12 protein-coding genes are annotated in these 15,654 nt (G+C 67.9%); 5 read left to right on the top strand and 7 right to left on the bottom strand.

Annotated elements, in window-relative coordinates; all coding sequences use genetic code 11:
* Positions 1–387: coiled-coil domain-containing protein (locus tag DB30_RS33690; protein WP_477181448.1), on the bottom strand; the 387-nt coding region annotated here is incomplete at its 3' end.
* A 51-nt stretch (positions 388–438) separates the two neighbouring features.
* Here DB30_RS33690 and DB30_RS33685 point away from each other — a divergent pair.
* From DB30_RS33685 to DB30_RS33675, 3 genes are all read left to right on the top strand, one after another.
* Entirely contained in the window at positions 439–2,598 is a 2,160-nt protein-coding gene (locus tag DB30_RS33685) for an alpha-amylase family glycosyl hydrolase (RefSeq protein ID WP_052556869.1), read from the top strand.
* A gap of 175 nt (positions 2,599–2,773) precedes the next feature.
* The gene (locus DB30_RS33680) at positions 2,774–4,765 is read left to right on the top strand and encodes an alpha-amylase family glycosyl hydrolase (protein ID WP_052556867.1); all 1,992 of its coding nucleotides are present in this window, start codon (positions 2,774–2,776) and stop codon (positions 4,763–4,765) included.
* A gap of 41 nt (positions 4,766–4,806) precedes the next feature.
* The gene (locus DB30_RS33675; RefSeq protein WP_052556864.1) at positions 4,807–5,622 is read left to right on the top strand and encodes an SAM-dependent methyltransferase; all 816 of its coding nucleotides are present in this window, start codon (positions 4,807–4,809) and stop codon (positions 5,620–5,622) included.
* Between the two features lie 27 nt (positions 5,623–5,649).
* Here the strand turns inward: DB30_RS33675 and DB30_RS33670 are convergent, their stop codons facing one another.
* The 3 genes from DB30_RS33670 to DB30_RS33660 form a co-directional block, all read right to left on the bottom strand.
* Complete coding sequence (locus DB30_RS33670) at positions 5,650–6,990, bottom strand: Vgb family protein (RefSeq protein WP_146661804.1); 1,341 nt, start codon at positions 6,988–6,990, stop codon at positions 5,650–5,652.
* A gap of 112 nt (positions 6,991–7,102) precedes the next feature.
* Complete coding sequence (locus tag DB30_RS33665) at positions 7,103–8,065, bottom strand: hypothetical protein (protein WP_052556861.1); 963 nt, start codon at positions 8,063–8,065, stop codon at positions 7,103–7,105.
* 37 nt (positions 8,066–8,102) lie between these two features.
* A complete protein-coding gene (locus DB30_RS33660) occupies positions 8,103–9,602 on the bottom strand; it encodes an MBOAT family O-acyltransferase (RefSeq protein ID WP_052556859.1) in 1,500 nt (499 codons plus the stop codon).
* 56 nt (positions 9,603–9,658) lie between these two features.
* Between DB30_RS33660 and DB30_RS33655 the strand changes: the two genes are divergently transcribed.
* Positions 9,659–10,456 carry an inositol monophosphatase family protein gene (locus DB30_RS33655; protein WP_052556857.1) on the top strand — a complete coding sequence of 266 codons (798 nt, stop codon included), beginning with the start codon at positions 9,659–9,661 and terminating at the stop codon, positions 10,454–10,456.
* On the opposite strand, the gene DB30_RS33650 is transcribed toward DB30_RS33655, so the two are convergent.
* Complete coding sequence (locus tag DB30_RS33650; RefSeq protein WP_052556856.1) at positions 10,443–11,108, bottom strand: peptidylprolyl isomerase; 666 nt, start codon at positions 11,106–11,108, stop codon at positions 10,443–10,445. The two genes, DB30_RS33655 and DB30_RS33650, sit on opposite strands and share 14 nt — an antisense overlap.
* A gap of 57 nt (positions 11,109–11,165) precedes the next feature.
* Between DB30_RS33650 and DB30_RS33645 the strand changes: the two genes are divergently transcribed.
* Entirely contained in the window at positions 11,166–11,906 is a 741-nt protein-coding gene (locus tag DB30_RS33645) for a DUF3667 domain-containing protein (RefSeq protein WP_052556854.1), read from the top strand.
* A gap of 108 nt (positions 11,907–12,014) precedes the next feature.
* Here the strand turns inward: DB30_RS33645 and DB30_RS33640 are convergent, their stop codons facing one another.
* A complete protein-coding gene (locus tag DB30_RS33640) occupies positions 12,015–13,718 on the bottom strand; it encodes a hypothetical protein (RefSeq protein WP_146661801.1) in 1,704 nt (567 codons plus the stop codon).
* A 179-nt stretch (positions 13,719–13,897) separates the two neighbouring features.
* Positions 13,898–15,391, bottom strand: coding sequence for a trypsin-like serine protease (locus DB30_RS33635; protein ID WP_052556850.1), 1,494 nt, complete (start codon positions 15,389–15,391; stop codon positions 13,898–13,900).
* Between the last annotated feature and the right edge of the window lie 263 nt (positions 15,392–15,654).

The raw sequence follows: 15,654 nt of genomic DNA, 5'->3' as shown, positions 1-15,654 counted from the left end.
GGGCTCGGGCGCGGGCTCGGGCTGCGGGAGCGGCTGCGACTCGCGGGCATCGAGCTCGCCGCGGAGCTGCTCGACCTCGGACTCGAGCGCATCGAGTCGCTGCTGCATGCGGCGCAGCTGCTCGGCGTCGATCGTGACGCCCCCCGGTTCGTCGAGTACGGGCTCGCTGGGCGCGGGCGGCTGGGTCGCTGCCGGGGGTGAACCGGTGTCCTCGGGCGGAGCCGCCCACGCGCTCGCGGGCGCCAACAGCATCAGCCCCGTGATCGAGCCGCTCAGCACGAACTCGCGGCCCACGAAGGCCCCGAGCGAGCGAGCCAGAAGCTTCGCCCAAGCCGAAGACATCTGGCTGAGCTGCATGAGTTCGCCTCGAAGCCCGGGGGTCGTCACCGCCGGCACCATACCTCAGACATCGCCCGCGTCGGGTAGTACAGTTGCTCGGTGGCGACGACTGGCGAGCGCGTGCGTCGTGGCCTACGCGCCTGCTCGTTGGCGCTGCTGGTCGGCAGCTGTACGCATGACGAGGCACCCGACGGTCCGCCGGTCCGCGACTGCACTTCGGTGGTGTGGGCCTGGCCCAGCCATCCCAGCGCGAGCGTGCAGATCGTGGGGAGCTGGGACGACTGGGCCAGCCCAGGCGCGTCGATGCTCGAGCGCGAAGACGGCTGGCGGGTGCTCGGTCTGGATCTGCCGCCCGGCGAGTACGGCTACCTGGTCGTCGATGGCGGCTCCGCGCAGCTCGACGAGCACAACCCGCTGACGAGCTTTCGCGCAAGCGATGGGCGCGAGGTCTCGCGGCTCGAGGTCGACGATTGCGGCGTACCGGCCCTGCAGGTGCTGCCCGACCAGGTCCGGGTTGACGCCGCGGGGTTGACGATCTCGGCGTTGTTCTTGGCGGTACAGGCGAGCGCCCAGCTCGACCCAGGCAGCGTTCAGGCGGATCTTCAGGTCGACGCGGCCGCGCCCGAGGACGGCACGATCGATCTCTCCAGCCCACCGCTCGCCCGTGGCCGCCACGGCTTCGAGCTGCACGCCAAGGATCTGGCGGGTCGCGCCGCGCAGGCTCGGGTCTCGGTGTTCGTGGATCCGATCGCGCCCAGCTGGGCCGACGCGATCATCTATCAGGTGGTGACCGATCGCTTCTTCGCCGACGATGGCCTCCCACTCGCCGCCCCTCCAAGCCCAGGCGCGCGCGCAGGTGGGACGCTTGGCGGGGTCCAAGCGGCGCTCGAGAGCGGCTACTTCGAGGCGCTGGGCGTGAGCGCGCTGTGGCTGTCTCCCGTCTACGAAAATCCGCTCGAGCCGCGCCTGGGCACCGACGGGCGGCTCTACGAGGGGTATCACGGCTACTGGGTGGCAGACTCGCGCGCGGTCGAGCCCCGGATCGGCGGCGAGCAAGCGCTTCGTTCGCTGATCGACGTGGCCCACGCGCGGGGGATCGCGGTGATCCTGGACGTGGTCCCCAACCATGTCTACGAGACCCACGAGATCGTCGCAGCGCAGCGCGCGAACGGGTGGTTCAACGAGCACCCAAGCGAGTGCGTGTGCGGGACCCCGAGCTGCCCGTGGGCGACCAACATGCAGGACTGTTGGTTTGCGCCCTATCTGCCGGATCTGCGCCTGGAGAACGGCGACGCGATGAACTTCGCGGTCGCCGAGCTGCTGTGGTGGCTCGACTCCTTCGAGGTCGACGGCGTGCGCGTCGACGCGGTCCCGATGATGCCGCGCGCGGCCTCGCGTCGGATCGTGCACGCGGTCCACAACCACACTGCGCCGGGCATCGACCGCCTGGTGCTCGGCGAGGTGTTCACCGGCTCGGGCACGCCCGGCGTGGCCGGCCTGCGCCACTACCTTGGCCCGGGCGGGCTCGACAGCGTGTTCGACTTTCCCCTGATGTGGGCGCTGCGGGACGTGCTCGCAACCGACAGCGCTGGGTTCACGACCCTCGACGCGCTGCTCGGTCACATCGACGCGCAGCTGGGGTCGGGGGCGGTGCTCGCTCGCATGCTTGGCAACCATGACGTCGAGCGCTTCGTCTCGACGATCATCGGCGACGCCCACGGCGACCCGTGGGACCAGCCAGCCTCGCAGCCCGACGGCGTGAACGACGATGAGGCCCGCGCGCTGGATCGGGTGGCGTTGGCCCTGACCCTGCAGCTGACGTTGCCAGGCATGCCGGTGATCTACTACGGCGACGAGCTCGCGCTAGCTGGCGGTGACGACCCCGACAACCGCCGAGTGATGCCCGCGCTCTCGTCCCTGCCACCGGCCCGCGCGGCGCTGCTCGAGCGCGCGCGGACGCTTGGCCAGCTGCGACGTTGCGCCCCAGCGCTGCGCTCCCCCCACCGCCAGACTCTGCACGTGGGCCAGAGCAGCTACGCGTACGCGCGCCTGGCTGAAGATGGGGGCGTCGCGGTGGTGCTGATCTCGCGGGCTGACGAGCCGCAGGCGATCCCGCTGCCTGGGACCGACATCCTCAGCGGCACCTTTGTGGATGCGCTCGGCGGCGGCACCCACGAGCTCGGTGCGGGTGCCGAGCTCGTGCTGGGTCCTCGCTCCGCGATGGTGTTGCTGCCTGTGGGGGATCCTTGCTCACCGTGATCTCGAACCCTCGGGTTGGTCACGCCTGCGCCGCGTCGTGAATTGTGCGAATTGTCCGCAGCTCGCTCGATTTTACGGGTCTTCGATCTACGGCCGCGCGCGCACGCGGTACTCTGGCGCTCGGTGTGGGGATGACTCGCTCCCAAGGACGACCACTTTGCGTACTCACCTGACTTTGGCTCTCACCCCGCTGCTGCTGGTGCTCCCGGCTTGCGCGATCGATCAGTTCCAGTCCGAAGACGACTACGGCGATCCACCGCCCGGCGAGACCTACAACCCCGACGACGGCAGCGACTGGAGCGGCAGCACGTCAACGACGACCGGCGAGCCCGACACGGGCGACGGCGACGGCGACGACGGCCCGCCCGAGTGCGACGACGCTGACAAGCGCTGCCCCCACGAGTTCATCCTGGCGGACATGGGCTACTCGAGCGTCGAGGTGATCGGCGACTTCGCTTCGGATGGCTGGACCGCGGGCGCGTCGATGAGCCTCGACGCCGGGACCTGGCGGGTGATCACCGGCGTGCCCTGGGATACGCCGGTCGAGTACAAATTTCGGGTCAACGGCGGGCAGGGCTACATCCCAGATCCCAACAACCCCAATCAAGTCGACGACGGGTTTGGCGGCTTCAACTCCGTGCTCGACGCCGCCACGTGTGAAGAATGGGACTGCGAGTCCGACAACATCGGCGACTTTGATTGGCGCGACGCTGTCATCTATTTCGTATTTGTCGATCGCTTCTTCAACGGCGACATGAGCAACGACGGCCCGATCGGCGTCGAGGGCCCGGCCGACTGGCAGGGCGGGGACTGGGCAGGGGTCTCGCAGAAGCTCGAGGAAGGCTACTTCAACGATCTTGGCGTCAACGTGCTGTGGCTGTCGGTCCCCATGGACAACACCCAAGCGAGCGGGGCCGGGACCGATGGCCACCAGTACTCGGCCTATCATGGCTACTGGCCGCAGAACCTCGACCAGACCGAAGAGCACTTTGGCACCCTGGCCGAGCTGCAGGCGCTCGTCGACCTCGCCCACGCGCACGACATCAAGGTGCTGTTCGACTATGCCATGAACCATGTCCACTCGAGCGCGCCGATCTACGCCCAGAACCCCGGGTGGTTCTGGCCCAACGACAACGGCCAAGGCGGCGACTGCGTGTGCGGAGGCGGCTGTGGCTGGGACGGCGCCGACGGGCGGCGCTGCTGGTTCACGCCCTACCTGCCCGACTTCAACTTCACCAACGCTGGCGCGCGCGACTACTCGGTTGGCAACGCGATGCAGTGGATCGCAGACACCGGGGTCGACGGCTTTCGGCTCGACGCGGTCAAGCACATCGAAGATCAGTGGCTGCTGGATCTGCGCGCCCGGGTGAAGAGCGAGGTCGAGCCAAACACCGGTGAGCACTTTTACATGGTCGGCGAGACCTTCACCGGGGATCGTGACCTGATCGCCTACTACGTCAATTCATCGATGCTCGACGGGCAGTTTGACTTTCCGCTGCGCATGGAGCTGGCCAACAAGCTGCTCATGCGCAACGGCTCGATGTCGGACTTTGCTGCGTTCATGGACAGCAACGACGACTACTACGGGGCTGGGATCATGAGCACCTTCATTGGCAACCATGACATCCCGCGGGTGATCCACCTCGCAGAAGATCAGCCGGTGTGGAACAGCGAGTGGACCGACGGCAAGGACCTGGCCTGGTCCAACATTCCATTGCCCGGCAACCTCGCGCCCTTCGAGCGGGTGGCGTTGGGCTTCACGATCCTGCTGACAACCCCTGGCGCGCCGCTGATCTACTATGGTGATGAGATCGGCATGGCTGGCGCGGGCGACCCGGACAACCGGCGCTTCATGCAGTGGGACGGCTACTCCGCGGGGCAGGAGCTGCTCTTGGATCACGTCATGACCCTCAACGCGATCCGGGCCGAGCAGACGCCGCTGCGCCGCGGGGATCGAACCACCCTCAGCGCCGACGCGGACACCTTCGTGTACGAGATGAGCTTCGGCTCGGACAGCGTGTATGTGGCGGTCAACCGGGCCGACGGCCAGCGCAGCGCGAGCGGGCTGCCGGGCGGGAGCTACCAGGATCTGCTGACCGGGCAGAACGTCGCGGGGCCGGGCGTGGACCTGCCGGCCCGGACCAGCATGGTGCTGGTGCCGCAGTGAATTGTGCCCCCGCGCTGCAATAGTTCGGCTATGACTTGGCCATGCATCGCGCCGCGTTCCGCGTGGTCGTGTGGACGTCTGTCCTGGGGGGCGCCGTCGCTTGCGAGCGGGGTCGGGGCTGGGGCGCGGGCGAGGGCTCTCACGAGGCCTCACACGAGGTCGCGGGCAGCGAAGCGCCAACGGAGGAGCACGGCGCGGAGCTTCGTGGGCCTCGACGGCCGCCGGCCTTGGGCAGCGAGGGCGCGCGCGATCACGCCGCGATGATCGAGCGAGCTCGTGAGCGCCTGCTCGAGCACGCCCAGCTCGGGCCGGGCATGAGCATCGCGGAGATCGGCGCGAGTCGGGGATGGTTCGTCGATCGCGCCGCGCTCGCGCTTGGGCCCACGGGGGTGGTGTACGCGACCGACATCGATCCCGAGGCCGTGGCCGCGCTGCGCGAGCTGGCCGCGCGAGCCAACCCCGAGCGCGCTCGGATCGAGGTCCGCGCCTGCGCCGACGAGCGAGACACGGGGCTGCGCGAGGTCCCCGACGGGTCGCTTCAGCGCATGCTCATGATCGACTCGCTGTGCTTTGACGGCAGGTTCGCGCGGGCCGACGACGTCGTCTACTTGCGCGAGCTGCTGCGGACGCTCGCGCCGGACGGACGCCTGATCCACCACATGGACTGCGCCTGCGAGGCGACGGCCGAAGGCGTGATTGAGCTGTTCGAGGAGGCCGGGTTCGCAGCGACGGTCAGGCGCGTCGAGCTGCCGCAGCCAGATCCGGGGGATCCAACGTGGACCTGTCAGACCCCCGCGCAGCGCGAGCGGCATGAGCTGGTGTTCGAGTTTTCGCGCTGGGCCAAGCGGCATCGCTAGACCGGCTGCAGCGACTGACTGACCGACTCACTCCGGCGGCGGGAAGGTGACCAAGTCCAGCCCGGCGCCGGTCATGTCGGAGTAGGTGTAGGGCTGGTTGAGGCCAGTCGTGGTGCCCGCGAGCTGGTAGGTGTCGCCGTCGATCTTGAACGCCGCGTCGGCCGACTGATCGACGACCCACACATAGCCGTCAACGTCGATCGACACGCCGACCGGCTGGACCGAGCCGGGAATCGCAATCGAGGGCGCGAGCACGGTCTCGGTTTCCGTGTCGACCGCGGCCAAGCCGGGCGGATCGTTGGTGGCGATCCACGCGGTGCCGTCCTTGTCGACCATCAGCCCACGCAGGCTGAACGCGCCGGGGATCGGGAGCTCGGACCAGGTCGAGTTGTTGGCGTGGAAGTGATAGACGCTGTAGGCGCTGGCGATCCACGCGTCGCCGTTCTTGTCGAGCGCCATGCCGTAGTTCCACTGCTGCGCGGTGATCGTGGCGGGGATCGGGAAGGTCTGGACGCTCAGGTCATTGGCGTTGATGCGGATCAGCGGGCCCGCCTGCCAGCCGCTGACCCAGAAGTTGCCGTCTTTGTCGGTTGCGCCGCCGTAGGGGCCAAAGCTCAGGCCCGACCAGGGCACCGGACCCACGACATCGAGCACCGCGCCGGTCGAGCCGTCGAGCCGACGAAAGTGGCCGTTGGCGCCGTCGTACCAGCCAACCCAGACGCGCGGGTTTGGATCGGGGCAGCCGTCGGCGAGGCCGCCCTCCCACGCGACCGGCCGCGCGCCGATCGTGTAGTCGAGGACCGCGAGCTCGGTCCGCCACAGCACGCACTCGTCTTGGCCCCACGGCAGCACGTTGTTGGGGCCGGTCGAGGTCTGGATGCCCGGCTGCCCATTGGACTCCACGCAGCGGTCTTCCAGCACCGCGATCTTGGTGATGCCGCCGTTGCGATCGACGACGACCGCGTCGCCGAACAGGTTGACCGACGTGCGCGAGGGATCGGTGAGGCCGGGCCCGACGGCGTAGCGGGCCTCTTCGATCGTCGTCTTGGTGTTGATCTTCGAGACCGTGCCCTCGGGCGAATTGGAGATCCAGATGTAGCTGTACATCCCGCCCCCCATCATGCCGCCGCCGCCCCCATCACCGCAGTCGCCCGCCATCCCCATGGCGTCGTGCTCGTCCATGTCGAATTTGGGGCCCGTGTCGGTGGTCGTGGTCGTGGTCGTGGTCGTGCCGTCGCTGTTGGACGCGATGCCGTCGTCGATGCCGTCGTCGATCCCCGGCCCGTCGTCGCCACCACCAGCACGCCCGCCGCAGGCCGTGGTCAGCAACGCGAGCGAGAGCGACCCAACGAGACGAGACGGTTTCAATCCACGCAGCATCACGCTCATTATAGACCATGAGCATGTGCGCGACTGCAGCTCGTGCAACCTCGACGCGCTCAGTCAGCGTAATTCCCGTGTCTCAGCGGACCAAGCGCTGTCAGTACGCTGTTCGTGACTGCGGCGAGTCGTCACCAAGCGCCATCGACAAGGCGGAGGCCAGACGAGCGGAGCGGGCCGCCGCTGCGTCACCGCTCAAGTGCGGTCCCCGATCGAAGAAGTCCGGCTCGGCGAAGCCGATCTCGCTCGGGCGCTCGAGCATGGGCATGTTGACTTCGGCGTCCAGCCTAGCCTCGATCGCGGCAAATACTGCAGCTTCGCGCTGGAGCTGGTGTCGTCGCGTTGGGCACCACGCCATGAAGCAGCGGGCTCCAGCACGTTCGCAGCGGCGGGCGAATTGTGCCAGCGCCGAGATCGAGCGGTCGAACGAGAGCGCCTTCGGGTCTGGCCACGGCTGATCAATCGGCTGCTCGCGCTTGGGCGCCAGCTCGCGGTGGGCCGCGAAGTCACCGTGTGCATCGAAGCTGTCGCGCTGGTAGATCGTGGGCAGCTCTCGGTTTGTGGTGATCTGATGGGCAGCGCAGCGCAGCTTGCGGGCCAGAAAGTGCAGCCCCTGATCCGACAAGTTCGCGAGCTCGCGCGGGCCGGCGGCCGCGAGGCAGGCCACGTTCGCGGGTCGTTGCTGCATGACCGCCCACAGCGCGTCGTCCTGCGAGCCCGTCCAGTACAGGTGCGTCTCGGGGGCCACGATCACGACGTCACCCGCACGGAGCTGCCCGGCGACCTCGGCGAGCATGAAGGGCAGACCCAGCCCGTCGTTGAGCCCCATGTTGACCGGCTCGAGCCCGAGCGGCTCGAACGCGCGCGAGTCGACGCTAAACCCCACGCTCGATCCGCCCACGAAGATGACGCGCGGCGTCGCGGCGGCGCGCAGGCGGGCGTGCTTGTCGATCGTCGCCGCCATGTAGTGGTTGGGGTCGTCTGGGCAGGTTCGCCAGATCACGACCAGGATCAGCGCCTGGATCAGGGCGAAGATCAGCGCGTGGGTGACGAAGCGTCGCATGATCGGATGGGGGAGCCCGGTCGGAATTGAAGCCCGGTCAGAACTGAAAATAGATGAACGCGCCCGGGTCGTCGGGCATCAGGTAGATCGTCAGCCAACAAAGCCCAGTGTACAGCGCCCAGCGCAGCGGCCGTGGCCAGCCTGGGAGCCCGAGCGGGTGCTCGCGGTCGCGGGTCAGCCACTCCACGGTCACCAGCATCACCACCAACGGGCCGAACGCAGCCAGGAATTCGCGGTGGTGAACCAGCTCGGTCCAGGCGGCCGGGCGCGGGATGTCGGTGAGCATCCGCGAGAAGATGCCCATCGCCTGGGGCAGATCTTCGGCGCGAAACAACACCCAGGTCAGACAGATCACCGTGAAGGTCGCGAGCATGCGAGCGAGCGCGCGCAGCCCCGAGAACCCCCGCAGCGGGGGCGGGAGGTCGGACGGGCCCAGCCGGGGCGAGGACGCGGGTCGCAGCCGCGCGGCGAGCCCGACCAAGACCCCATTGACGGCGCCCCAGATCACGAAGGTCCAGCTGGCCCCGTGCCACAGCCCGCTGAGCGTGAAGGTCAGCATCAACGCCAACCACAGTCGCGCGGGCCCGTGGTGACTGCCGCCCAGCGGCACATACACGTAGTCGCGAAACCACGTCGACAGCGAGATGTGCCAGCGTCGCCAGAATTCGTCGACCGACTGGCTAAAGTAGGGGTACGCGAAGTTGCGGACCAGGCTCAGACCCAAGAGCTTGGCGCAGCCAATCGCGATGTCCGAGTAGGCCGAGAAGTCGCAGTAGATCTGAAACGCGAAGCAGATCGTCGCAACCGCGAGCACTGGCCCCGACGCGTGCACGATGCCGCCGCCGTAGACCTGCTCGACGAACTCGCCGAGGTGGTCGGCCAAGATGATCTTCTTGGCGAACCCCCACAACATCAGCTTGGCGCCGTCGCGGGCCTGGTCCTCGTCGAAGCTGCGGGCGCGCTGCAGCTGCGGGAGCAGCCGACGCGCGCGCTCGATCGGTCCAGCGACGAGCTGGGGAAACAGGGCGACGTAGGTCAGGTAGTCCAGCAAGCTGCCAGAAGCGAGACCAGGGGACGCGTCCCCCGACCGCGCGTCGGCTTGGTCGCGGTAGACATCGATCGTGTAGGAGAGGGTCTGGAATGTATAGAAGCTGATGCCAACTGGCAGGACCAGGTGCAGCGTTGGCAGGCTTGGCGCCAACCCCAGGCTGGCCAACCCGGCCGCGAAGCTGTCGACGAAGAACCCGTAGTACTTGAACAGCGCGAGCACCCCGAGGTTCAGGGTGCAGCTCAGCGCGACCAGGGCCTTTTGTGCGGCGCGGGGCCCGTCGCGCCGACGGACGAGGGCCCGGGCGATCGCAAAATCGACCAGGCTCGAGGCCAGGATCAGCGCGCAAAAACGGAAGTCCCACCAGCCATAGAAGACGTAGCTGGCGACCAGCAGCACCCAGTTCTGCCCGACGCGCCCGCGCACGCTCCAATACCCGGCAAACACGACCGCCAGGAACAGCAAGAAGGTCAGGGTCGTGAACGTCACGAGGTACCTCGCTTGGCGCGGGCACCAAGCGAAGCCGGGTGTACCATGGGCGGGGCATGGCGACAGGGGACACACTCGGGGTGATCGAGGAGGCCGCGCGCGCGGGCGGGGACGTGCTCGTCAAGTACTTCCACGCCCGCGACCCGCTCGAGGTCACGTCGAAGGGGCCGGCGGACTTCGTGTCGCGGGCCGACCTCGAGGCCGAGGCCGCGATCCGGGCGGTGTTGCTGGGGGCGTACCCCGACGCGGCCTACCGCGGCGAGGAGTCCGAGTATCACCAGGGCACATCCGCGCTCGAGTGGGTCGTCGATCCGCTGGACGGCACCACCAACTTCTTGTCCGGGATCCCCCACTTTGCGGTCTCGATCGCGCTGCGCGAGGCCGGGCGGACCGTCGCGGGGATGGTCTATCAGCCGCTCACGGGTGACCGCTTCGCCGCCTTGCGTGGCGCCGGCGCAAGCTTGAACGGCGCACCGATCCACGTCTCGGCCCGCTGTCGATGGGAGCAGGTCGTGTTGGCCACTGGGATCCCGCACCGGGGTAGCCGCCATCACGAGCAGTTCCTCTTGCAGCTGGTCGCGGTCCGCGATCGCGTTGGCGGCTTGCGTCGGTTTGGGTCCGCCGCGCTGGATCTCGCCTGGGTCGCCGCGGGTCGATTTGACGGGTTCTGGGAGCAGGGCCTCAGCCCTTGGGACGTCGCGGCCGGCAACCTGTTGGTCGAAGAGGCTGGCGGCGTGGTCACGGGGTTGCGCGCACAAGACGACCCGCACACGGGGGCCAGCGTGCTGGCGGCCTCGCCTCAGATGCACGAGCAGCTCACGCTGGTGTTTGGCGGCGCGATCACTCTCGGGTGATGCGAACGGTCTCAATCACGGGGCGCTCGCCCGCGTGGGTGCGCTCCGCGAGCGCGCGGGCCACGAAGGTTGGCTCGCAGCGGCCAATGATCGTGTACTGACCGTCGAGGTTGCGCAGGATCTCCGTGGTCACGAAGAACTCGCCCGCGCTGGTGTTTGGGGCGCCCTGGTTGGCGAGCGCGAGCACGCCGGGCTTGTCGAAGGCCGTGCCAACCGAGCGCTCGTCTTGCAGCAAGAACCCGATCCACTTGTCCTCGCCCAGCCGGCCGCCCTGCACGAACTGGCGCTCGACCGCGCGGTGAAAGGTCAGCCCGTCGTAGTAGGGGCGGGTGGTCCAGGCTCCAGACTGCGGATCCAAGAACGGACGCAGACCGCGGGCGAGCCCGACGAAGTTGGCGACGGCCAGCGGCGCGATGTCGGGCAGCAGCGTGCAGCGAAGCTCGCCCTCGTCGGTGACGATCGTCGCGTAGAGGCGGCCCGTATCGGGCAGCCCGGCGACCGCTCGGTCGAACGGAAACCGGCCAGCGTAGGGATCGCCGGCCGCTTCGTTGTTGGCGGCGAGCTCGGGGTCCTCGGGCGGGAAGCTGCCCGGCGCCGCGACGTCGCAGGCGAGGGTCAGACACGAGATCAGGAGCAGCAGGCTGCGGCGCATGTTGGCATGGTACTCGGCCTTCGCCCGGCTCCGCGCCGGGGCTGGTATCCTGCGCGGGTGTCAGAGGGTGAGCGCGAGGGCGAAGCGGACGCGACCGCCCGATGTCGCAGCTGCAATGCGCCGCTGTACGGTCGGTTTTGCTCGGCGTGCGGCGAGTCGCACGCCCACGATCGGCTCGATCTAGCGCTCCTGGCCGAGGACGCGCTCGAGGGGCTCATCAACCTCGACACGCGCGCGCTGCGGACGATCGGCGATCTCACGGTCACGCCCGGCAATGTCTGCCGCGACTACATCGAGGGCCGGCGCATCCACTACATCAACCCCTTCAAGTACGCGCTGGCCACCTTCGCGTTCGCGTACTTGTGCTCGCAGCTGCTGTTGTACCTGCATGGTCAGCCGGCCGACGCCTATGTCGCCAGGTGGACGGCGTTTCAGATGCGGTGGGGGCAGGCGCTCAACTTCGTGGCGATGCCGCTGGTGGCCGCGTTGATGCTGCCGCTGTTCATGCACGCGACCCGCAAGCTGCGCTGGATTGAGCACTATGTGATCATACTGTTTGGCTTTGGCCACGTGGCGCTGCTGACTGGGTTGCTCAAGCCGCTGCTGGGCGAGCTTGGCGTTGGTGGGCAACTCTTGACTGGCGTGCTGCCGGTCGCGTACCTGAGCTGGATGGTCGTCGGCGTCTGCGAGACGCGCTGGTGGACGACGATCCCGCGGGTGCTCCTGGTGTATGTGACGACGCAGTTGATCACCACGGGGCTCGTGTGGTTGGTCGCGCCGTCGCTGTTTGCGAACTAGAGCCGCACACCCTAGGTGTGCGGCACTAGCGGACCGACAACGCAAACGAGCCCCGATGGCTGGGCCATCGGGGCTCCCCTGTGTGGGTGGGGACGCGAGCGCGGAAGCTCAGCGGTTTCCGACGGCGGTCCAGGCTAGCTGAAGCTGGTCGTTGTGGGCACCGCCCGCGTTGCTGCCGGGGTTGCCTGCGCTGGCGAGCTCGCGGACGCAGGCGGTGAAGCCCACGGTGTCGAGCGCCTCGAGCCAGACCGTGACGGCGTCATGGTTCGCGCCATCGTCGCGGTGATCGGCGGTGACGAACACCTGCGGGACGTCGGTGTAGGTCGCGTCAAACAGGTAGTCGAAGCAGGTGGTCCCTTCGAACGCGGGGACGTCGTCAACGCCGGACTCGTCGGCGCCATAGAACGGCCACGCGCCCGGCTCGTGGGCAAGCCAGTCGATCGCGTAGGCCCCGTGGTCGGCGCTCATGTCCGAGGTCTCGCGCACGCAGACCTTGAAGTCGCTGGTCCCAACCTCTTCGAGCCACACGCTCATCGCGTCGTTGTCGGCGCCGTAGTTGTTGGGGTGGGTGATCGTGGCTTGGACGATCGGCGGAACCGCGAAGGTCTGATGAAACGACACCGTGTTGCAGTGGTTGCCGGTCCCGGTGAAGCCGTCGGTGTCTTCGAAGCGGCCGGTGTCGCCGTCGATCACCGCGCCGCGTCGGTACGCCAGATACGAGACCGACAGGTTCGCGTCGTGGGCCAGGTCGAAGTTCGAGGTCTCGCGGGCACACACCCGGGCGCCGTAGCGATCGACGGCCTCGACCCACAGCGTCGCGGCGTCGTGAACCCCGGGTCCGTTGGCGTGGTCGATCGACACCTGCATGCGGACGTCGTCTCCGTCAAACGGGACCGCAAACTCGATCTCGCGGCAGTCGCTGCCGCCGGCGAAGGTGCCAAAGTCGTAGCGCCCGCGCTGGGGCAGCAGCGTGGTCGCCGAGTCGACGACCAACATGTTGGCGTTGTCCCACTCCCCGCGCGTGGGCGCGTCCTCGATCGCCCCGACTCCGATCGTGCCGGCCCATTGCTCGTCGACGTCGTCGAAGTCGAGGTACCAGCGACCGGTGCCGCTGCGCTTGTAGACCGAGAGGGTGTAGTTTCCCGACTGGCGCTGAAACACTGGCGCGTTGTTGTAGATGGTCTGCCCGTCAAAGGTGTAGGTGCCGGTCGTGAGCGAGGTGTAGGGCGCGCCCGAGATCTCGATCGCAGCGGTCGAGGAGACCGCCATGTTGGCGTTGTCCCACACGCCCTCGTAGGGCATGTCGGCGAGGGGGCCGAGCGCCACGGTGCCGTCGTGGTCATCGCTGACGTCGTTGAAGTCGAGACACCAGCGGCCGTTGCTGCGCTGATAGAGCGACCAGGTCCTGCCGCCGCCTTGGTGCTCGAACACCGGCTTGCCGTTGTGGGTGGCGCCAGTGAAGGTATAGACGCCGGTTGTCTGGCTGGTGTAGGGGGCGCCGCCCAGCACGACCGAGTCGACCGGCGAGGCGACGTCGTCAGCCTGGTCCCACGCGGCCAGCCACGGTAGGTCGGCCGCTGGCCCAATCGCGATGGTGCCGTCGTAGTCGTCGCTGACCTCGTTGAAGTCGACATACCATCGACCGTTGTTGCGCTGGTACAGCGACCAGATCGTCCCGTTGTGATCGAGGGTGTAGACCGGCATGTCGCTGTAGAAGTCGCCGGTGTGGACGTAGGCTCCGTCGGCGCCGTAGGCCATGCCGCTGATATGGACGACGTCGGTCGGGGCGTTGGCCAGGGCCGGCGTGGTCACGAGCGCGGCGGTGGAGAGGGCGAGAGCGGAGACGAGATGGACGGGACGGAGCGACATGATGCCCGGCCATTGAGCACGTACCGTGCCAGGCTCGAAACGCCCTCAGAGCGGTGCTAGCGAGGTGTTTGGTGAGCCCTCACTGCCGACGACAGTGGCTGACCGTCACCTCGACAGTCGGGTCAGTGGGCTCGCGGCCGGCGACGTCGCACGAGCGCGAGCAGGCCAAACAAGCCCAACGCACCCGCCCCACCGGCCCCGCCCGCTCCGCCAGCGTTGCTCGAGCAGGCGCAGCCGCCGTTGAGCTCGTCCAGACCAAAGCCTGGCGGCAACCCGCTGCCCCCGCTGTCAAACCCATCGTCACCCCCGGTCTCGTCGCCGCCGCTGTCCTCGTCGCCTTCGCCCCCGCCGTCACCTTCGTCGGTGGTGGAGGGCGGCGGCGGATCGTCTGGCTCTTGGTCAACGCCGATCGCAACCGCGTTCGAGACCGCCATGTTCTGCGAGAAGTCGACGGCCACGGCCTCGATCTCCCAGCTGCCCTTGGGAAATTCCAAGGTCCACTCGTAGGGCGGGCTCGCGTCGTCGGAGTTGGCGAGATCGTTGCCGTCGACGCGCAGGCTGACGTGATCGACGCCAAACCCCGCGCCGTCGTCTGCGTTGACGCTGATCGCAACCGACACGACCGAGTCACCGCCGGTCATGTACATCGTGCCGTTGGCGGGGGCGGTGATCGTGACGGTTGGCGCGGTGTCGTCGCCCTCGGGCGAGAACGGGCTCCCGCAGCTGCTCGAGAACCCCGAGACCGGGCCGCCCCCGCAGCCTTGGGCCCACGCCGTGTTGGCGCCGCTGCCCGGATCGAGCGGGAAGTCGCCGCAGTCTTGGTTGGGCGTCCAGTTGCCTTGGGCATCGTGGCAGGGCGAGATGTCGATCCCAGACTGTTGCTCGGCCCACGCGAGGTTGTTGGCGATGTTGCTGTAGTAGCCGCCGCCCCCGCACGCGCCGCCATACGAGGTGACGCCAAACACCCGCCACGAGCCGTCGTCGAGCTGCACGTACACCGGCCCGCCCGAGTCGCCCGAGCATGAATCCTTGCCATTGCCGCCAATGTAGACCTCGCCGTTTTGGTACGAGTTGATCGTGGTCGTGACCTCGTACTTGGTGCCCGCGCCACCTTGGTTGGTCTGGCCGTAGCCAACGATCTCGACCGACTGCCCCGGGCTGATATAGGAGGTCTCGCAGCCGAACAGCGGCGGGATGATTGGAACGTCGTTGACTGGCTGGCTCAGCACGCAGTAGGCGAAGTCGTTGGTCGCGCTCCCGTTGTAGTTGGGCTGCGGATAGCAGGTCGCGTTGGCGCTACGCGAGTTACCGGTTGGACCAAAGCCGATCTGCTTGTTCGAGCCGTTTCCCGTGCAGTGCGCCGCGGTGATCACGAGCTGGGGGTGGACGAGGGTGCCTGTGCAAAGCCCGCCGCCGCCAGAAATGAGGACCGTTGTGGGCCAGCCACAGGTTGCCGAGGGGGCGCCGCCGAAGATCGACGGATCCGACGGATCGACGTCGACCTGCTCGGGTTGGCCCGCCAGCGCGCTGGCGGGGAGCATCAGCGCCGCCGCGAGCACCGAGCCTCGCAGGCACAGGCGGGGGAACCGAAGCTTCGGGCCAACTGGACGACGCATGCGCGCACGGTCTCACGACCCACGGGCCCGGTTCAAGCTTGGATCAACGTTCCATCCACCACGTGCGTGAGCCGTGACCGCGAATACGCTATGTAAACACTTTCGCGCATCTGTGTGGACGCGCGACAAACCCGGTTCGGCGCCAAACGCGAGCCTGAGTCGCCCACACGCGTTGCGGCGCTCGTGTTCTTTTGATCAGGGTGATAGCAATACCGAAGCGTCATATTTGCAAGTACTTGGTATCAAATCGCTGGCGGGGCTAT

The organism is Enhygromyxa salina, assembly GCF_000737335.2.
GTDB classification, from domain to species: domain Bacteria; phylum Myxococcota_A; class Polyangia; order Nannocystales; family Nannocystaceae; genus Plesiocystis; species Plesiocystis salina_C.
Note: the sequence above shows the minus strand (reverse complement) of the source record. Positions and strands in the feature narration are given on the sequence as shown.